Origin of the sequence: Streptomyces sp. CA-181903, from assembly GCF_050937075.1 — a bacterium.
Taxonomy (GTDB): domain Bacteria; phylum Actinomycetota; class Actinomycetes; order Streptomycetales; family Streptomycetaceae; genus Streptomyces.
In genome coordinates this window covers 4,115,708-4,134,338 of record NZ_JBNJLY010000001.1, presented here as the reverse complement: position 1 = coordinate 4,134,338, position 18,631 = coordinate 4,115,708, and the positions used below count along the sequence as shown (strand labels likewise).

Annotated in this window: 17 protein-coding genes and 1 pseudogene; 16 read left to right on the top strand and 2 right to left on the bottom strand. The window is 72.4% G+C overall.

The genetic code is table 11. The annotated features are described in order from the left end of the window. The first annotated feature begins 53 nt into the window (after window positions 1-53). Genes ACQEVS_RS18510 through ACQEVS_RS18465 form a run of 10 tightly spaced genes read left to right on the top strand, consistent with a single transcriptional unit; the run spans window position 54 to window position 9,533 of the window. Complete coding sequence (locus ACQEVS_RS18510; protein ID WP_433021760.1) at window positions 54-734, top strand: FkbM family methyltransferase; 681 nt, start codon at window positions 54-56, stop codon at window positions 732-734. 10 nt (window positions 735-744) lie between these two features. Beyond that, the gene (locus ACQEVS_RS18505; RefSeq protein WP_433021758.1) at window positions 745-1,671 is read left to right on the top strand and encodes a phytanoyl-CoA dioxygenase family protein; all 927 of its coding nucleotides are present in this window, start codon (window positions 745-747) and stop codon (window positions 1,669-1,671) included. Beyond that, window positions 1,668-2,501 (top strand): class I SAM-dependent methyltransferase, encoded by an 834-nt coding sequence (locus ACQEVS_RS18500; protein WP_433021756.1) that lies wholly within the window; start codon window positions 1,668-1,670, stop codon window positions 2,499-2,501. Before ACQEVS_RS18505 ends, ACQEVS_RS18500 begins: the two co-directional genes overlap by 4 nt. Beyond that, window positions 2,498-3,688: a twitch domain-containing radical SAM protein gene (locus ACQEVS_RS18495; RefSeq protein WP_433021754.1), complete on the top strand. Its 1,191-nt coding sequence runs from the start codon at window positions 2,498-2,500 to the stop codon at window positions 3,686-3,688. Before ACQEVS_RS18500 ends, ACQEVS_RS18495 begins: the two co-directional genes overlap by 4 nt. After that, entirely contained in the window at window positions 3,685-4,656 is a 972-nt protein-coding gene (locus ACQEVS_RS18490; protein WP_433021752.1) for an ATP-binding cassette domain-containing protein, read from the top strand. The genes ACQEVS_RS18495 and ACQEVS_RS18490 overlap by 4 nt, the downstream gene beginning before the upstream one ends. Then, the gene (locus ACQEVS_RS18485) at window positions 4,653-5,450 is read left to right on the top strand and encodes an ABC transporter permease (RefSeq protein ID WP_433021750.1); all 798 of its coding nucleotides are present in this window, start codon (window positions 4,653-4,655) and stop codon (window positions 5,448-5,450) included. Before ACQEVS_RS18490 ends, ACQEVS_RS18485 begins: the two co-directional genes overlap by 4 nt. Window positions 5,451-5,510: 60 nt before the next feature. After that, entirely contained in the window at window positions 5,511-6,488 is a 978-nt protein-coding gene (locus ACQEVS_RS18480) for a thiamine pyrophosphate-dependent dehydrogenase E1 component subunit alpha (protein WP_433021748.1), read from the top strand. Next, entirely contained in the window at window positions 6,488-7,450 is a 963-nt protein-coding gene (locus ACQEVS_RS18475; protein ID WP_433021746.1) for an alpha-ketoacid dehydrogenase subunit beta, read from the top strand. The genes ACQEVS_RS18480 and ACQEVS_RS18475 overlap by 1 nt, the downstream gene beginning before the upstream one ends. Window positions 7,451-7,467: 17 nt before the next feature. Beyond that, complete coding sequence (locus ACQEVS_RS18470) at window positions 7,468-8,508, top strand: glycosyltransferase family 2 protein (RefSeq protein WP_433021744.1); 1,041 nt, start codon at window positions 7,468-7,470, stop codon at window positions 8,506-8,508. Continuing rightward, window positions 8,505-9,533 (top strand): glycosyltransferase, encoded by a 1,029-nt coding sequence (locus ACQEVS_RS18465; RefSeq protein ID WP_433021742.1) that lies wholly within the window; start codon window positions 8,505-8,507, stop codon window positions 9,531-9,533. Before ACQEVS_RS18470 ends, ACQEVS_RS18465 begins: the two co-directional genes overlap by 4 nt. A gap of 47 nt (window positions 9,534-9,580) precedes the next feature. On the opposite strand, the gene ACQEVS_RS18460 is transcribed toward ACQEVS_RS18465, so the two are convergent. Beyond that, window positions 9,581-10,333 (bottom strand): phytanoyl-CoA dioxygenase family protein, encoded by a 753-nt coding sequence (locus ACQEVS_RS18460; protein WP_433021740.1) that lies wholly within the window; start codon window positions 10,331-10,333, stop codon window positions 9,581-9,583. A 198-nt stretch (window positions 10,334-10,531) separates the two neighbouring features. Between ACQEVS_RS18460 and ACQEVS_RS18455 the strand changes: the two are divergent. Beyond that, window positions 10,532-11,029 (top strand): annotated as a pseudogene (locus ACQEVS_RS18455) (HAD family hydrolase); the annotation flags it as partial. A gap of 220 nt (window positions 11,030-11,249) precedes the next feature. After that, window positions 11,250-12,182, top strand: a complete 933-nt coding sequence (locus tag ACQEVS_RS18450; RefSeq protein WP_433021738.1) for an NAD-dependent epimerase/dehydratase family protein — start codon at window positions 11,250-11,252, stop codon at window positions 12,180-12,182. Window positions 12,183-12,368: 186 nt separating this feature from the next. On the opposite strand, the gene ACQEVS_RS18445 is transcribed toward ACQEVS_RS18450, so the two are convergent. Then, window positions 12,369-13,826 (bottom strand): NAD(P)/FAD-dependent oxidoreductase, encoded by a 1,458-nt coding sequence (locus ACQEVS_RS18445; RefSeq protein WP_433021736.1) that lies wholly within the window; start codon window positions 13,824-13,826, stop codon window positions 12,369-12,371. A 204-nt stretch (window positions 13,827-14,030) separates the two neighbouring features. Here ACQEVS_RS18445 and ACQEVS_RS18440 point away from each other — a divergent pair, with 204 nt between their 5' ends. The 4 genes from ACQEVS_RS18440 to ACQEVS_RS18425 all read left to right on the top strand — a co-directional run bounded on the left by ACQEVS_RS18440 (window position 14,031) and on the right by ACQEVS_RS18425 (window position 18,627). Next, window positions 14,031-14,918, top strand: coding sequence for a phytanoyl-CoA dioxygenase family protein (locus tag ACQEVS_RS18440; RefSeq protein WP_433021734.1), 888 nt, complete (start codon window positions 14,031-14,033; stop codon window positions 14,916-14,918). A gap of 1 nt (window position 14,919) precedes the next feature. Next, entirely contained in the window at window positions 14,920-15,966 is a 1,047-nt protein-coding gene (locus tag ACQEVS_RS18435) for a methyltransferase (RefSeq protein ID WP_433021732.1), read from the top strand. 227 nt (window positions 15,967-16,193) lie between these two features. After that, window positions 16,194-17,234, top strand: coding sequence for a GDP-mannose 4,6-dehydratase (locus ACQEVS_RS18430; protein ID WP_433027675.1), 1,041 nt, complete (start codon window positions 16,194-16,196; stop codon window positions 17,232-17,234). Continuing rightward, window positions 17,200-18,627 carry an NDP-hexose 2,3-dehydratase family protein gene (locus ACQEVS_RS18425; RefSeq protein WP_433021730.1) on the top strand — a complete coding sequence of 476 codons (1,428 nt, stop codon included), beginning with the start codon at window positions 17,200-17,202 and terminating at the stop codon, window positions 18,625-18,627. Before ACQEVS_RS18430 ends, ACQEVS_RS18425 begins: the two co-directional genes overlap by 35 nt. Window positions 18,628-18,631: the final 4 nt, after the last annotated feature.

The following is an 18,631-nucleotide window of genomic DNA, read 5'->3' as shown; positions in this document are numbered from 1 at the left end:
GCACGCGGGGGGCCCACCGTGGCTGAGCACATACCCGTCGACCGGCTCAACGAGTGGTACGACGAACTCACCGTCGAGATCATCGAGCGGGTCTGCGCCCCCGACTCCGGCTGCCTCGACATCGGCGCCGGAGGCGGCGAGATCCTCGCGCACATGCGCCGGGCCGCCCCCCGGGCCGGCACTTCGCCGTCGAGCCACTGCCGCACTACGCGGAGGGACTGCGCCGGGACTTCCCCGAGGTCACGGTGTGGCAGGCCGCCGCGGCCGCCACCGAGGGCCGGGACAGCTTCGTCCACGTCGTCTCCAACCCCGGCTACAGCGGCCTGCGCCGCCGGCCGTACGACCGCGCCGACGAGACGCTGGTGGAGATCGCGGTGGACACCGTCCGCCTCGACGACGTCGTCCCGGCCGACGCCCGCGTCGACCTGGTGAAAGTGGACGTGGAGGGCGGCGAGGTGGGCGCCCTGCGCGGCGCGGCCGAACTGCTCCGCCGGGAGTCCCCCGTCGTCGTCTTCGAGCACGGCGGCGACCACGCGATGCGCGACTACGGCACCACCAGCGACGACCTGTGGGCACTGCTGGTCGACGACCTCGGCTACACGATCCACACCCTGGCGGGCTGGCTGGCCGCGGAGCCCGGCCTCGACCGGGCCGCCTTCGCCGAGGAGCTGCGCACGCAGTGGTACTTCGTCGCCGCCCGCGGGCCCCTGTCCGCCCGTACCCCCGAGGAGTAGTGCAACCGCCGTGACCGACACCACCCCAGCGGTCCCCGAATGCCACATCCGGGAGACCGGCCTGCTCCCCGAGCACATCACCGCCTTCCGGCGCGAGGGCGTGCTGGCCGTGCGCGGCCTGCTGACCCCCGCCGAGCTGGCGGCGGCGCAGGAGGCGGCGGCCGGCCTGATCGACGACGCCTGGCGCACCCGGTCCCCGCACGACACCATCTGGACGCTGGAGCCCGAGGACCCCGACGCGGCCCCGGTCCGCATCGAGTACGTCATGGACAAGTCCCCGGTGCTGGCCCGGCTCGCGGGCCACCCGCTGCTGCTGGGCGCCATGGAGTCCCTGGTCGGCCCCAACTTCATCCCCACCTGGGACAGCATGGTGTTCAAGACCCCGGCCGGCGCGCCCCGGCTGGCCTGGCACCGCGACGGCCAGATGTACCGCGACGCCGTCGCCGTCACCGGCGGCGGCCGCGTGATCGACGTGGGCGTCTACCTGGACCCCGCGCCCGAGGACAACTGCGTCTGGGCCATCCCGCAGTCCAACTACTGGGACGACGAGCGGATCACCGAGACCGCCGACCGGATGAACGCCACCGAGTGGGACACCACCGGGGCCGTCCCCGCCGTGATGGAGCCGGGCGACGCCCTGTTCCACAACATCCTCACGCTGCACGGCGCCCCCGCGGTGGTCGGCAAGCAGCGCCGGGTCGTCTACTACGAGTACCGGCCCGGCGAGGTCGAGCGCCAACTGGGCCCGCACACGCCCGAGTACGTGGGGCTCAAGCAGCAGGTGCTGCGCTCCTGCCTGGAGCAGCGCGCCGCGGCCGAGGAGCACCGGGGCGAGGAGCCCTTCGCGTACCGCCCGGCGGAGTCGTACCGGCTGTGGGACGAGTCCCCCGCCATCTCCGGCCTGCGGTTCCCGCACGAGGAGTACTGGCGGTGGTGAACCTGCTGAACCGGCTGCCGCTGCTGGGGGCCCTGACCGGGGCCCCGGCCCGCCCGCGCCGCGAACCCACCCATGACGAGGTCGTCGCCGAGCGCTACCGCGAGCGGACCGACCCGCGCCCCGGCGACTGGGCCTACGCCCACCTGCTCGACCTCCGCGACGCGCTGGCCGAGGAGCTCCGCGGGGCGTCGGGCCGCTGGCTCGACTTCGGCGCGGGCACCTCGCCCTACCGCGGCCTGCTCCCGGGCGCCCGGCTGGAGACCGCCGAGATGCGCGGCGGCGAGGACCTGACCGCCGACCACGAGCTCGACGCGGACGGCATGAGTTCCCTGCCGGACGGCTCGTTCGACGGCATCCTCTCCACCCAGGTCCTGGAGCACGTGACGGACCCGGACACCCACCTGCGGGAGGCCCTCCGGCTGCTCCGGCCGGGCGGCAGGCTGGTGCTCTCCACGCACGGCGTGTGGGAGGAGCACGGCGGCCAGGATCTGTGGCGCTGGACGGCCGACGGACTCGCGGCCCAGGCCGAGCGGTCCGGGTTCACCGTGGACCGCGCGGTCAAGCTCACCTGCGGCCCCCGCGGCCTGCTGCTCCTGCTGCGCCACCACGGCCGGCAGCACGGCTGGCCGGCCGGCGGGCCGGTGGGCCTGCTGCTGCGGACCCTCACGCTGGCCGACCGGCTGCGCCCGCGCCTCGTCGACGACTACCTCGACCGCGTCTTCGGCGGCCTGGGCCGTGTCGAGGGCCCGGCCGAGCCCTTCTACCTGGACATCCTGCTGACCGCCACCAAGCCGAGCGCACCGGAGACGCCGGAGAGGGACGCGAAATGACCCAGCCCCCGCCCAGCCCCACCATGTGCGTGCTGCCGTGGATCCACCAGTGCGCCTCCATCGACGGCGTCTACGGCCGGTGCTGCGTGGACGACTCCATGTACCACAACGAGCTGTACGACTCCGTGGAGGAGCCCGTCTTCAAGCTCAACGCCGACGCCCTCGGCTGCGCCCCCAACTCGCGCTACGCCAAGGACAACCCGGACGAGGTGCGCGGGCTGACCGAGGCGTTCAACAGCCCCAACATGCGGCGGACCCGGCTGAAGATGCTGGCCGGCGAGCGCGTGTCCGCGTGCGACTACTGCTACCACCGCGAGGACCGGGGCGCGACCTCGTACCGGCAGAGCATCAACGAGCGGTTCGCCGACACGGTGGACTTCGCGGACCTCGCCGAACGGACCGCTCCCGACGGCTCGTTCGACGAGTTCCCGTTCTTCCTCGACATCCGCTTCGGCAACACCTGCAACCTGCGGTGCGTGATGTGCGCCTACCCGGTCAGCTCCGGGTGGGGCGCCAAGAAGCGGCCGTCGTGGTCGTCCGCCGTGATCGACCCGTACCGCGAGGACGAGGAGCTGTGGGCGACGCTCCGCGAGAACGCCCACCTCATCCGCCGGCTGTACTTCGCCGGCGGTGAACCGTTCATGCAGCCGGGCCACTTCGCGCTGCTCGACCTGCTGATCGAGACCGGCAACGCGGGCAACGTCGACATCGTCTACAACTCCAACCTCACGGTGCTCCCGGAGAAGGTCTTCGACCGCTTCCCGCACTTCAAGAGCGTCGGCATCGGCGCGTCCTGCGACGGCGTCGGCGAGGTCTTCGAGCGCATCCGGCAACCCGCGAAGTGGGACGTGTTCGTCGCCAACCTCCGCCGGGCCAAGACCGAGGTGAACCTCTGGCTCCAGGTCGCGCCCCAGCGGCTCAACCTGTGGGGGCTGCGGGACCTGCTGCGCTTCGCCCGCGAGGAGGGCCTCGACGCGGACCTCGCCAACGTCGTGCAGTGGCCCGACGACTACTCCGTCGCCAACCTCCCGGACGAGGAGAAGCGGCGGGCGACCGTCGAACTGGCCGACCTGGCCGAGTGGTGCGACAGCCTGGACTGGGCCAAGCCCGCCAAGCACCTGCGGGCGCTGAGCGCGTTCATGAACGCCGCCGACCCGTCCCGACTGATCCCCGAAGGAGGAGCATGAGCGGCTCGGCCGACGCCGCCCTGGTCGCCGAGGGCCTGCGCAAGACCTACCCGACCGGCACGGCACTCGACGGGTTCGACCTCGTCGTGCCCGAGGGCACCGTGTGCGCCCTGCTCGGCCCCAACGGCGCGGGCAAGACGACCGCCGTGCGCATCCTCAGCACCCTGCTCAAGCCGGACGGCGGCCGTGCCGTGGTGGCCGGCCACGACGTGACCCGCGAGCCCGCCGAGGTGCGCCGCAACATCGGGGTCACCGGCCAGTACCCGGCCGTCGAGGAGATCCTGACCGGCCGCGAGAACCTGGAGATGTGGGGCCGCCTGTACCACGTGGGCCGCAAGGAGGCCCGGCGCCGCGCGGACGAACTGCTGGAGCTGTTCGACCTGACGGACGCCGCCGACAAGCGGCTCAAGCACTACTCGGGCGGCATGCGGCGCCGGCTCGACCTGGCCGCCGGGTTCTTCACCCTCCCCAAGGTCCTCTTCCTGGACGAGCCCACCACCGGCCTCGACCCGCGCAACCGCAACGAGGTCTGGAAGATGGTCCGTTCGATGGTCGGGCAGGGCACGACCGTGCTGCTCACCACGCAATACCTGGAGGAGGCCGACCGGCTCGCCGACCACATCTCGGTCATCGACGCGGGACGCGGGGTCGTCGAGGGCACGCCCGAGACCCTGAAGTCCCTCGTCGGCGGCGACCGCATCGTGGTGACCCTGGCGGCCGGCGCGGACCTGCCCGCCGCCGCGGCCGAGATCGCCCGCCTCACGGACACCGAGCCCGACGTGGACACCGAGGCCCGCCGCGTCGACGCGGCGGTACGGGACCGGGTCGGCGACCTCGTGGAGATCGTGCGGACGCTGCGCGACCGGGGCCACGAGGTGGCGGACGTGTCGCTGCGCCGCCCGACGCTGGACGACGTGTTCCTGCACGTGACCAACCGTGCCGGTCGAAGGAAGGAGCCGGTCGGATGAGGGCCGTGCTGGGAAGGGCCCGGTGGGCCGTCACCGATGGCTGGGTGGTCGGCCGCGCCAACATGATCAACTGGCGCCGCAACCCCGGACTGATCTTCTACTGCATGATGTTCCCGATCATGACGGTGGTCTTCGGCTACGTCTTCGGCAGCGCCATGTCGGTCGAGGGCGGCGGGGACTACCGCGCGTTCCTGATGCCCGGCCTGTTCGGGCAGGCGATGATGTTCGGCGTCGTGACGAGCATGCTGGCCGTCACCAGCGCGGTCTCCCGGGGGGTGACCGACCGGTTCCGCTCGATGCCGATGGCCCAGTCGGGCGTCGCGATGGGCCGCAGCTTCGCCGACATGTTCAGCTCCGTGATCGAGCTGACGATCCTCCTCGTCTGCGGCCTGCTGGTCGGCTGGCGCTGGCACGAGGGCCCCGGCAAGGCGCTGGCCGCGCTCGGCCTGCTGCTGCTCTGGCGCTACTCGCTCATCTGGGTCGGGATCTACCTGGGCCTGCTGCTGCCCCCGGACGCCGCCGGAGCGGCGTACGTGCCGCTGCTGCCCCTGACCATGCTGGCGAACACCTTCGTCTCGCCCGAGAAGATGCCCGGCTGGCTGGGCCACATCGCGGAGTGGAACCCACTGTCGTCCACGGTGTCCGCCTGCCGCGAGCTGTTCGGCAACCCGGGCGTCGGGGGCGACTCCTGGGTCACCGACCACGCCGTGGCCCTGGCCGTCGCCTGGCCCGTAGTGCTGCTGGTGATCTTCATGCCGCTGTCGGTCCGCCGCTACCGGACGCTCAGCCGCTGACCACGCCCGGCGGATGACGACGCTCAGCCGCCGACCACGAGAAAAAAAGGGGGACCGGCGATGGGCGCCGAGTCACGTGCCGTCCGGCTCTACCGGACGATGCGCCTGATCAGAGAATTCGAGGAACGCTGCCTCGCGATGTCGCTCACCGGCGAGATCGTCGGCGGCATCCACCCCTACATCGGCCAGGAGGCGGTGGCCGCCGGCGTCTGCTCCGCGCTCACCGAGGACGACGTCGTCGCCAGCACCCACCGCGGGCACGGCCACGTCCTCGCCAAGGGCGCCGACCCCAAGCGGATGCTGGCCGAGCTGCTCGGCACCACCGACGGCCTCAACCGCGGCCGCGGCGGCTCGATGCACGCCGCCGACGTCGGCCTCGGCGTCTACGGCGCCAACGGCATCGTCGGCGCGGGCGCGCCCATCGCGGCCGGCGCGGCCTGGTCGTTCCGGCAGCGCGGCGAGGACCGGGTGGCCGTCGCCTTCTTCGGCGACGGCGCGCTCAGCCAGGGCGTGGTGCTGGAGGCGTTCAACCTCGCGGCCCTGTGGCGGCTCCCGGTGGTGTTCGTCTGCGAGAACAACGGCTACGCGACCAGCCTGCCGGTCGGCCGGGCGCTGGCCGGCGACCCGGTGGAGCGGGCGGCCGCGTTCGGCCTCGCGGCGCGCGCGGTCGACGGGATGGACGCCGAGGCCGTCGCCGACGCGGCCGCCCAGGCCGTCGAGCGCTGCCGCGCGGGCGGCGGCCCGGCCTACCTGGAGTGCCGGACCTACCGGTTCCACGGCCACCACTCCTACGAGGAGCAGGTGGCGCTCAACTACCGCGACGACGCCGAGGTGGGCGACTGGCGGGCCCGCGACCCGCTGCGCACCCAGAGCACCCGGGTGGACGCCGCGACGGTCCGCGCCGTCGACGCCGAGATCTCCACGCTGATCGACGAGGCCGTGGAGTTCGCCCGCGCGGGCCGCGCCCCCGAGCCCCACGAGGCGCTCGACCACCTGTATGCCGACGGCACGACGACACGGCCCGGAGTGATGATCTGATGGGTGCACTTGCGTATATCACCGCGCTGAACCAGGCGCTCCACGACGAGATGGCGCGCGACGACCGCGTCTGCGTCTTCGGCGAGGACGTCCGGATCGGGCTGACCCAGACCACCAAGGGCCTGCACGAGCGCTTCGGCGACGGCCGCGTCGTCGACACGCCGCTGTCGGAGCAGGCGTTCACCAGCCTGGCCACCGGCGCGGCGATGGCCGGGCAGCGGCCGGTCGTGGAGTACCAGATCCCGTCGCTGCTGTATCTGGTCTTCGAGCAGATCGCCAACCAGGCGCACAAGTTCTCGCTGATGACCGGCGGGCAGGTGGAGGTCCCCGTCACCTATCTGGTGCCGGGTTCGGGTTCGCGGTCCGGCATGGCCGGGCAGCACTCCGACCACCCCTACAGCCTCTTCGCCCACGTCGGCATCAAGACCGTGCTGCCCGCCACCGCCTCGGACGCCTACGGCCTGCTCCTCTCGGCGCTCCGCGACCCCGACCCGGTGGCCGTCTTCGCGCCGAGCGCGCTGATGGGCACGGTCGAGGAGGTGACCGGCGAGCTCGGCCCGGTGCCGCTCGGCTCCGCCCGGATCCACCGCGCGGGCGAGGACGTGACCGTCGTCGCCACCGGCCAGTGCGTGCACACCGCCCTGGCCGTCGCGGAGGCGATGGCGGACGAGGTGTCGATCGAGGTGGTCGACCCGCGCACCATCTACCCGGTGGACTGGGAGACGATCCGGGCCTCGGCCGAGAAGACCGGCCGACTGGTCGTGATCGACGACGCCAACCGGATGAGCGGCTTCGCCGGCGAGGTCCTGGCCACCGCCGCCGAGCAGTTCGACCTGGTGGCCCCGCCCCGGCGGGTGACCCGGCCGGACGGCGCGGTCATCCCCTACGCACTGGTGCTCGACCAGGCGCTGCTGCCCAACGGGGACCAGCTGACCGACGCGATCCGCGCCGTCCTGAAGTGACCGGACGGGACCGGGCCGTGACGAGAACGGGAGAGAAGATGGACGCCGAGCGCCGGCCGAAGGTCGTGACGATCACCGTCGGGACCAACGAGCTGCGCTGGCTGGACCGGTGCCTCGGTTCCCTGCTGGACAGCGACACCACCGGGATCGACCTGGAGGTCTGCTACGTCGACAACGACTCGGCGGACGGCAGCGTCGAGCACGTGCGCGCGAAGTACCCGCGGGCGACGGTCATCCGCAACGACCGCAACCTGGGCTTCGCCGGGGCGAACAACGTCGGCATGCGCCGGGCCCTGGAGTCCGGCGCGGACTACGTGTTCCTCGTGAACCCCGACACCTGGACGCCGCCCGGCCTGGTGCGCGGACTCACCGAAGTGGCCGAGGAATGGCCGGAGTACGGCATCCTCGGCCCGCTGCAGTACCGCTACGACTGCGACTCCACGGCGCTCGACGAGTTCAACGACTGGACGCACACGGTCCTGTGGCTGGGCGAGCAGCACGCCTTCGCCGGCGACGGCATCGCCCACCCCTCCACCGCCGGCCCCGCCGAAGGCCGGGCCCCGCGGACGCTGGAGCACGCCTACGTCCAGGGGTCGGCGCTCTTCGCCCGGACCGCGATGCTCCGCGAGACCGGGCTCTTCGACGAGGTGCTGCACACCTACTACGAGGAGACCGACCTGTGCCGCCGGGCCCGCTGGGCGGGCTGGCGGGTGGCGCTCCACCTGGACCTGGGCATCCAGCACCGGGGCGGCGGCGGTGCCGCCGTACCCAGCACGTACAGCCGGGTCCACATGCGGCGCAACCGCTACTACTACCTCCTGACGGACATCGACTGGCACCCCGCGAAGGCCGCCCGGCTCGCCGGGCGCTGGCTGGTGGCGGACCTCATGGGCCACAGCGTCGTCGGCCGCGTCCCGGCGGCGACGGGGGCGCGGGAGACGGCCGAGGCGCTGCGCTGGCTCGCCGGCCGGGTGCCGACCATGCGGTCCCGGCGCCGGAGCCACCGCGTGCTGCGGGCCCGCGGCGGTCGGAACAGCGCAAAGGGGGCGTCCCGATGAGACCGTTGAAGGTCGCGCTGGTCAACATCCCGCTCCGGGTCCCGGGGGGCGACGAATGGATCACCGTGCCGCCGCAGGGGTACGGCGGGATCCAGTGGGTCGTCGCCAACCTGATGGACGGGCTGCTCGAACTGGGCCACGAGGTGTTCCTGCTGGGCGCCCCGGGCAGCCCGGCGGGAGCGCCGGGGCTGACCGTCGTGCCGGTGGGCGAGCCGGAGGAGATCCAGCGGTGGCTGCGGGAGTCGGACGTCGACGTGGTCCACGACCACAGCGGCGGCCTGATCGGCCCGGCCGGGCTGCGTCCGGGCACCGCGTTCATCAGCTCGCACCACTTCACCACCCGGCCGGTCAACCCGGCGGGCTGTACGTACAGTTCACGGGCGCAGCGCGCGCACTGCGGGGGCGGCGCCGACGCGCCCGTCATCCCGATCCCCGTCGACCCGGCCCGCTACCGGACGGCGGCGGACGCGGTGCCCAAGGAGGACTTCCTCCTCTTCATGGGCCGGATCTCGCCGCACAAGGGGGCGTTGGAGGCGGCCGCGTTCGCGGCGGCGTGCGGCCGGCGCCTGGTGCTGGCCGGACCCGCCTGGGAGCCGGACTACTTCGCGGAGATCACCTCACGGTACGGCTCGGCCGTCGAGCCGATCGGGGAGGTGGGCGCCGAGCGGCGGCTCGACCTGCTCGCCTCCGCGCACGCGGTGCTGGCCATGTCCCAGGCGGTCGAAGGGCCGTGGGGCGGCACCTGGTGCGAACCGGGCGCGACGGTGGTCTCCGAGGCGGCGGTGAGCGGCACCCCCGTCGTGGGCACGCACAACGGCTGCCTGGCGGAGATCGTGCCGGCGGTCGGCCGGGTCGTCGGGTACGGCACGGACTTCGCGCCCGACGAGGCCCGCCGGATCCTGGACGGACTGCCGTCGCCCGGCGAGGTCCGGCGCGCGGCGGTCCGGCTGTGGGGCCATGTGGAGATCGCCGGCCGGTATGTGGAGCAGTACCGCAGGCTGCTCTCCGGGGTGACCTGGACGTGAGGTGCCGGGGTCCGGAGCGGGTATGCCGCCCGGACCCCGGCGCGTCGTCAGCGCGCGTCCAGCCAGGGGCGCGGCTCGGGGTCGGCCACCTCTTCGACCGGCCCCATGAAGACGAGCACGTAGGCCCGCCGGGTCTGGCCGGTGAGGTTGGGGCCCGCGTAGTGCGGGGCCCGCAGGGTGTGCACCACGGCCTCGCCCGCGGCGAGCGGGACGGCCACCCCGGCGGCGGGGTCCACCGCGTCGGTCACCAGCCCGCGGATGCGGTCGTCGTCGTCGATGTGCCGGTGCGGCTGGACGGGGCCCAGGTGGCCGCCGGGCAGGTAGTGCAGGCAGCCGCTGTCCACCGTGGCCTCGTCCAGCGTGGTCCACACGCTGAGTCCGCGCCGGTGCCAGCGCGGGTCCATGTAGCCCTCGTCCTGGTGCCAGGGCGTCTCCGCGCCGTAGTTCGGCGGCTTCAGGATGGCGTGCCCGTAGAAGTCGAGCTCGTCCTCGGGAACGTCCAGCAGCCGTGCGGCGATGGCCCGGCAGCGCTTGAAGTGCTCGCTCTCGACCAGTTCGGGCGCGAATTTCTCCGGGCGCACGATCTGCGGCAGCCGGGCCGGCCCGTCGGAATCCTGCCGGGCGGCTATGTCGAAGTAGTCGCCCGTCGCGAAGTCGGCGTGCTCGGAGAACAGCCGGTCGTAGACGCCGCGCAGCCACTCCAGTTCCGCGTCGTCCACGAGCCGCGGCAGCGCCGCGAATCCGTCGTCCCGGAAGGCTGCGAGGAGTTCCTCGTCGATCACGGTTTCCACGGCCCCCATACGGCGGCTCCTTTCGTCAGGTATTCGACGAGTACGATACGTTCCTTCCCGGAATAGGGCATCGCCTTTGGCCGGAGAATAGTGAATTGACTAGACTCTGGCCGCCGACGGCAATTCCCCCGGCCGTCGGCGGCGACCCCGGCGAAACGCGTGCAATACTCTCGGCGCGACGTATGTGAAATACGGGAGCGGGTTGCTATGACTGGACACAGTGCGATTGCGTTGGATGTCGGAGGCGTCATCTACTACGACGAGCCTTTCGAACTGGCTTGGCTTCAGGGGACCTTCGACCTCGCGGTCACCGCTGATCCGAGCCTCACCCTCCGAGAATTCATCGAGGACACCGAGCGTTTCTATCTGGGCGGAAAAGTCCCCGCGGGCCGGCCGGACATTCTCGGTTCGGCGGCCGCCGACGAGAGCTGGGTCCGCATCCTGCGGGCCTGGGGAGAACTTGCCCAGGAGATTCCCGGCGCCATTGCGGCGACGAAGGCGCTCGCCCGGGAAATACCGACGGCCGTGGTCGCCAATCAGCCGCCCGAGTGCGCCGGCGTGCTCGCCGCGTGGGGGCTGACCGCCGTCCTGGAGACGGTGGTCCTCGACTGCTTCGAAGGCGTCGCCAAACCCGACCCGCGGCTGCTGGGCATCGCCCTGGACCGGCTGGGCATACCGGCCGGGGAACTGCTGGTGGTGGGCAACCGCGCCGATCACGACGTGGCGCCCGCCCGCGCCCTGGGCTGCCCGGCGGTGTTCGTGCTGCCGGAGGACGGCTACCGCGTGCCACCCGGCGTCCACCCGGACATCGTCCGGGCCTACCGCGCGCTGCGCACGGTCCGCACCGCGCCCCGGGGGACGACGTGCCGCGGGCCGCCTCCCTCGCCGAGCTGGCCGCGTCGCCCCTGGCGCGCCTCGGTGCGCTGTGACGACGGCGGACCCGCTGCCCGGCGGCCGTACGGCGGTGATCGGCGCGACGGGCTTCATCGGCTCCCGGCTGACGGCCGCGCTCACCGACGAGGACGCCCGCGTCCCGGCCGCCTTCAACCGGGCGTTCCCGCCGGTGGCCGGCGGCCGCGCGGCCCCTGGACTGGTCGAGGCCGACATCGTCTACTTCCTGGCCGCCGGGCTGAGCCCGATCCTGGCCGAGCGGCGGCCCGACCTGGTGGAGGCCGAACGCCGGCTCCTGGTCGAGGTGTTGGACGCGCTGGCCGCGGCGGGCCGCCGCCCGGTGTTCGTCCTGGCCGGCTCGGGCGGCGCGGTCTACGCGCCCGAGGTCGCGCCGCCGTACCGGGAGACGACCCCGGCCCGGCCCGACTCCGCCTACGGACGCGCCAAACTCCGCCTCGAACGCGAGCTGTTCCGGCGCCAGGACGCGGTCCGCGCCGTGGTGGCGCGGCTGAGCAACGTCTACGGTCCCGGCCAGCGCCCCGTCCGCGGGTTCGGCGTGCTGCCGCACTGGCTGCGGGCGGCCGTCCGGGGTGAGCCCGTGCGGGTGTTCGGCGATCCGCACGTGGTCCGGGACTACGTCAACGTCGACGACGTCACCCGGTTCCTGCTGGCGCTGCGCACCCGGGCCGGCGGCGGCCGGCTGCCCGACGTGGTGAACGTCGGCTCCGGAGTGCCCACTTCGCTGAGCGGCCTGCTGGACATCGTGTCCGAGGTGACCGGCGGCTCCGTCGCGGTGCGCTGGGAGCGGGGACGCTCCTTCGACCGGCAGGGCAACTGGCTGGACGTCACGAGGGCCGACGCCGAGTTCGGCTGGCGTGCCGAGATCCCGCTGGCGGAGGGCGTCCGGCGGTGCTGGGCGCACGTGCTGGAGGACGCCGGGCGGGCGCCTTCCGTCTCGACGCTCTGACCGGTCCCGCCCCGACGTTCCGGTGGACGATCCACGCGCGCCCCGGGCCCGGGGCGGAGAACGGAACGGCCCCCACAGGCCGTTCGCATTCTCCGCCCCGGGCCCGGGGCGCGCGGCGTGGTTCCGGGCCCCGGTCTCGTGCGCCGTCTCGTACGACGCCGAGCCCCGCGGCCCGGAACCGCCCGGTCAGGACCTGGAGCGGCCGATGCCCAGGGTCGGGCTGGTCACCAGGTACAGCCCCGTGGCGGGGTCGTAGAGGTCGTGGGCGTCCATCTTGCCGGGGGCCTCGCTGACCGGGGCGCTCGGCGTGCCGGCCTCCGCCATCAGGCGGGCGTTCTCGGCCGCGGCGAGCAGCTGGCGGACGGAGTTGTCCTCCGGCAGCGCGCCGGCCTGGGCGTGCGCCTGGTGGGCGTGGTCCTCGTGCGTCCCGGTGACGGCGTCGTGGATGTCCGCGAGGCCGGCGACCAGCTCGGCGAAGGCCACCGCGCCGTCCACCTGCTCGTACTCCTCGGTGGCCCGCTCCGGGACCATCGCGTCGGCCAGGCCGAAGTACGCGGCCTTGCCGGCCTGCTGCTGGTACACGCCGGAGACCAGGGTGAACAGCCGCTGGTAGGCGTTGCGGTAGAGGGACTCGTAGAACGCGCCGGCCTCCTTCTCCGTGACGTCCTCGTTCACCGTGGCGAGCACGGACGTCGCGGCCAGCATGCCGCTGTAGAGCGCCAGGTGGACGCCGGTGGACAGCAGCGGGTCGAGGAAGCAGGCGGCGTCGCCGGCGAGGTAGTAGCCGGGGCCGTGGAAGCTGTCGGCGACGTACGAGAAGTCCTGCTCCACCCGGACGCCCGGCTGGTACTCGCCCTCCGCCATGAGGTCGCGGACGGTCGGGGACTCCTGGACCAGCGCCGCCAGCATCCCCTCCAGGTCGTCGTGCTCCTTGCGGCGCTCCAGGAAGCGGTCCTGGTGGCAGACGAATCCGACGCTGTACCGGTCGTCGCGCAGCGGGATCACCCAGTACCAGCCGTCCGGGGCGCCGATGACGTTGATGCCGCCGGTGGGCGAGGTGGGCAGCAGGGAGCCGCCCTGCCAGTAACCCCAGATCGCCACGTTGCGGAAGATCTCGTGCGGCTGGCGGTTCTTCAGGTGCCGGGAGATGACGCCCGACCGGCCGGAGGCGTCGATGACGTAGTCGAACTCCTCGCGGACCAGCTCGCCGGTGTCCGGGTCCGTCCACTCCGCCCCGGTCGCGCGGTCGCCGTCGAACAGCACGCGCTTGACCGTGACGCCCTCGATGACCTCGGCGCCCTGCTTGACCGCGTTCTTCAGGAGCACGTGGTCGAAGTCGTCGCGGTCGACCTGCCAGGAGCGGACGTCCGGGCCGAAGATCTTCGGCCAGTCGATGGCCCAGTCCTCCTTGCCCCAGCGCAGCAGCACACCGTTCTTGACCGTGTAACCGCGGGAGTCGACCTCCTCCAGTGCGCCGACCAGATCGACGATGGTGCGGCAGGAAGAGGCGATCGATTCGCCGATGTGGTAGCGGGGGAAGGTCTCCCGCTCCAGCAGCTTGACGGACATTCCGGCCTTGCCGAGCAAGGAGGCCGCGGTGGAACCTGCCGGACCACCGCCGATTACGAGCACTTTTTTGGGCATCGAGTTCCCCCTGAACAATTCGGGTTTCACATGGCGGCGCGTCGCGGACGGATTGCCGACGCCGGGAACGGGCAATTTCGAAATACTTCTCCGAGTGTAGTGGCGACGCTCTAGTGGAATCTCTAGTCCTTCTTCACGCCCGGCTATGTAGCATCCGCTCCGGGATTAGTGCCGAGCTCGGCGATCGTCCTGCAAAGGAGCGTGATGGGAACCCGCGTACTGACCGAGGCGCAGCTCGACGGCTTCGTCTCCGACGGCTTCGTCCACCTGCCGGATGCGTTCCCCGGGGAGCTCGCCGAGGAGGCGCGCGCCCTGCTGTGGCGGCAGCTGGACATGGACCCCGACGACCGGAGCACCTGGACGCGGGAGGTGGTCCGGCTCGGGGTGCGCGACGACGACGTGTTCGTCCGCGCCGCCAACACGCCGAGGCTGCACGCCGCCTACGACCAGCTCGCCGGGGAGGGCCGCTGGCAGCCGCTGACCCGCGTCGGCACGTTCCCGGTGCGGTTCCCCGTGACGAAGCGGCCGGAGGAGACCGAGGACTACGGCTGGCACATCGACGCCAGCTTCCTCGCCGAGGGCGCCGACGCCGACCGGGACTGGTCCGGTGAGCTGGACGTCGTCCCGCCGGACTACGACAAGGTCTTCCGGTACAACGTGTGGTCCCGCGGCCGGGCGCTGCTGCTCCTGCTGCTGTTCTCCGACACCGGCGAGGAGGACGCGCCCACGCTGCTCCGCGTCGGGTCCCACCTGGACGTACCGCCGCTGCTGGCGCCGTACGGCGCGGAGGGCACCTACCTGGAGGCCGGCGAGGTGGGCCGGGACCGGCCGCTCGCGTCCGCGACGGGCAAGGCCGGGGACGCCTATCTGTGCCACCCCTTCCTGGTGCACACGCCGGTGGCCAACACCGGCACCCGCCCGCGGTTCATGGCCCAGCCGAACCTGCTCCCCGTGGGGCGGCTCGAACTCGACCGGTCCGACGGCCGGTACACCCCGGTCGAACGAGCCGTGCGCCGGGGCCTGGGCAAGGACGACCCGCGGGCCACGGACGGTCCGCGGCGCATGGGCTTTCCCCGACGAGAGATCCGGTGACATGGAAGAGCAGCGAGACGCGCCGGCCCCCTGGACGGACCTGATCCGGCTGGTGTTCGGCGGCATGGCCACCCAGGTCGTGGGCCTGGCGGTACGGCTCCGGCTGCCCGACGCGATCGCGGCGGGCGAACGGACCACCGCGGAGCTGGCCGCCCGCTTCGAGGGCGAACCCGCCGCCATGAACCGGCTGCTGCGCGGCCTGGCCGCGCTCGGGGTGCTCCGCGAGTCCGAGCCGGGGGTGTTCGAGCTGACGCCGGTCGGAGAACTGCTGCGCGCCGACCGGACGCCGTCCTTCCACGCTCTGTCCCGGATGCTCACCGACCCCGCGGTCGCGACGGCCTGGCAGCACCTGGACCACAGCGTCCGCACCGGCGGCCCGGCCTTCGACCGGGTCTTCGGCCGCGACTTCTTCGCCCACCTCGCGGACGACCCCGACCTCTCCGGGCTCTACAACGCCGCGATGAGCCAGGGCACCCGCGGCATCGCCGGCCTGGTCGCGGCGCGGCAGGACTTCTCCGGCGTCCGCACCGTCGTGGACGTCGGGGGCGGGGACGGGACGCTGCTGGCCGCGGTGCTGCGCGCGCACCCTTCGCTGCGCGGCGTGCTGTACGACACGGCGGCCGGGGCCGCCCGGGCCGACGAGGTGCTCGCGGCGGAGGGCGTAGCGGACCGCTCCGCGGTGGAGACCGGCGACTTCTTCGCCGCCGTGCCCGCGGGCGGTGACCTCTACCTGCTCAAGAGCGTCGTCCACGGCTGGGAGGACGAGCGGGCCGCGGCGATCCTGACGCACTGCCGCCGGGCGCTGCCGGCGCACGGCCGCGTCGTCATGGTCGAGCACGTGCTGCCCGACACCGTGCCCGCCGACGCGGTGCCCACGACGTACCTCAACGACCTCAACCTGCTCGTCAACGGCAACGGGCTGGAGCGCACCCGCGGCGACTTCGGGCGGCTCTGCGCGGCGGCGGGCCTGACGGCCGGCGCGTTCACGCCGCTGGACGGCACCGACCTCTGGCTGATCGAGGCCGTCCCCGCGGACCCGGCCGGCTGACCGGGAATTCCACCGCGCCCGGCGGATCGTCGCGGGGCCGCGCGGAATGCGGGACCGTCCACGCGAAGACGCTAGTGAATTCACTACACTGCCCGTTCGGACAGTGAATTGCCTGCGCTTTTCCCGTACCGTTTCCGGTGACCGGTGATACGCATTGCCCCGCGGCGCATGGAATACAAAACCATGCGAATTCCGTTCTGTGGGTTCCTCACGGCTGGGAGATGATTCTGTCTAGGCGAGCGCTCATTACGGGAATCACAGGCCAGGATGGCACTTATCTCGCGCGTCAGCTCATCGAATCCGGATACGAGGTGTTCGGAATGGTGCGTGGGCAGGGGCGGCCGTACGCACGCGACGGGAGTCCCCTGCACCCGGACATCCGGGTGGTGAGCGGCGACCTGCTGGACCAGACGAGCCTGATAGCCGCTGTCGAGCAGTCCGACCCCACCGAGGTCTACAACCTCGGCGCCCTGTCGTACGTCCCGGTCTCCTGGAAGCAGCCAGCCGTCGCCGCGGAGGTGACCGGCAAGGGCGTGCTGCGGATGCTGGAGGCCATCCGCACCGTGGCGGGGCTCAGCGCCTCCCGGACCACCGGCACCGGCGTCCCGCGCTTCTACCAGGCGTCCACCTCCGAGATGTTCGGGAAGGTGCGGGAGACCCCGCAGAGCGAGACCACGCCCTTCCACCCCCGCAGCCCCTACGGGGTGGCCAAGGCGTTCGGGCACTACATGGTGCAGAACTACCGTGAGTCGTACGGCATGTTCGCGGTCAGCGGCATTCTGTTCAACCACGAGTCCCCGATCCGCGGCCCCGAGTTCGTCACCCGGAAGGTCTCGCTCGGCGTGGCCGCCGTGAAGCTCGGCCTGGTGGACAAGCTCCGGCTGGGCAACCTCGACGCGGAGCGCGACTGGGGCTTCGCCGGGGACTACGTCCGCGGCATGACGATGATGCTCGCCCAGGACGAGCCGGAGGACATCGTCCTCGGCACCGGCGTCACCCACCGCGTCCGCGATCTGGTGGAGTTCGCCTTCGCGCACGCCGGCCTGGACTGGCGCGACCACGTGGAGGTCGACCCCCGGCTCCTCCGCCCGGCGGAGGTGGAACTGCTCTGCGCCGACCTCGGCCGCGCCCGGCAGAAGCTCGGCTGGAAGCCCGAGGTCTCGTTCGAGGAACTCATCGCCATGATGGTCGACAACGACCTGCGCCTGCTCACCGACAGCGAGAACGCCGCCGGTGAAGCCGTCCTCGAACAGGCCGGTCTGTGGTAAGCCCCCGGCGGTACCGGCCGGCGGGCTCGTACGCTCCCTCCCGCCGGAGGCGTATCTCGCGGACTTCGCCGGCGCGGACTTCATCGACTGGTTCGCCCGGTGCTCCGCCGCCGCGCGGTGCCGGGTGACCCGCACGCCGCTGACCGGACTGCGGCGCTGGCGGTTCGACGCCGACACGGGAAACCTCGGGCACGACTCCGGGGCCTTCTTCGTCGTCGAGGGCCTGGAGGTGCGGACCGGTTACGGACCGGTCCGCGAGTGGAGCCAGCCCATCATCAACCAGCCCGAGATCGGCATCCTCGGCATGCTGGTCAAGGAGGTCGACGGCGTCCCGTACTGCCTCGTGCAGGCCAAGATCGAGCCGGGCAACCACAACGGCATCCAGGTGTCGCCGACCGTCCAGGCCACGCGCAGCAACTACACGCGGATCCACCAGGGCCGGAGCACCCGCTACCTGGAGTACTTCACGGACCCCGGCGCGGGCCGCACCCTGGTGGACGTCCTGCAGTCCGAGCAGGGCTCGTGGTTCCTGCGCAAACGCAACCGCAACATGGTCGTCCAGGTCACCGAGGACGTCCCCGCCGGCGAGGACCACCACTGGCTGCCGCTGCCCGAACTGCGGCGGCTGCTGCGGATCGACGGCCTCGTCAACATGGACACCCGGACCGTGCTGGCCTGCCTCCCGGCGGACACGTTCCCCGCGTCCCAGCCGATACCGTCCGGGGACGCCGCGTCGGCACTCGTCCTCTCGACGACGGGCCGGGGCCCCGCCCTGAACGACACCGCGACCGTGCTTCGCTGGTTCACCGGCGCGAAGAGCCGGCACGAACTGTCGGCGCACCGGATCCCCCTGCGCGCCCTGCCCGGGTGGCGCAGCACCCCGGAGCGGATCACCCACGAGGACGGGCGGCACTTCAGCATCATCGGGGTGACCGCCCAGGTCGGCAACCGTGAGGTGGCCGAATGGGACCAGCCCCTGCTCCACCCGGAAGGGCGCGGCGTCGTCGCGTTCGTCATCAAGGTGATCGAAGGGGTCGCGCACCTGCTCGTCCACGCCCGGTTCCAGCCCGGCCTGCTGGACGGCATGGAGATGGGACCGACGGTGCAGTGCGTCCCGGAGAACTACCCGGGCGGGCCACCGAGGTTCCTCGACTACGTCCTCAACGCGCCCCGGGAGCGCGTCCTCTACAGCGCCGTGCTGGCCGAGGAGGGCGGCCGCTTCTACCACTCGCAGAACAACTACCTCCTGGTCGAAGCCGGCGACGACTTCCCCACGGCCGTCCCCGAGGACTACTGCTGGATGACCGCCCACCAGCTCACCCTGCTCCTCCGGCACGGCTACTACGTCAACGTCGAGGCGCGCAGCCTGCTGGCCTGCCTGCAGAGTTGGTGAACCC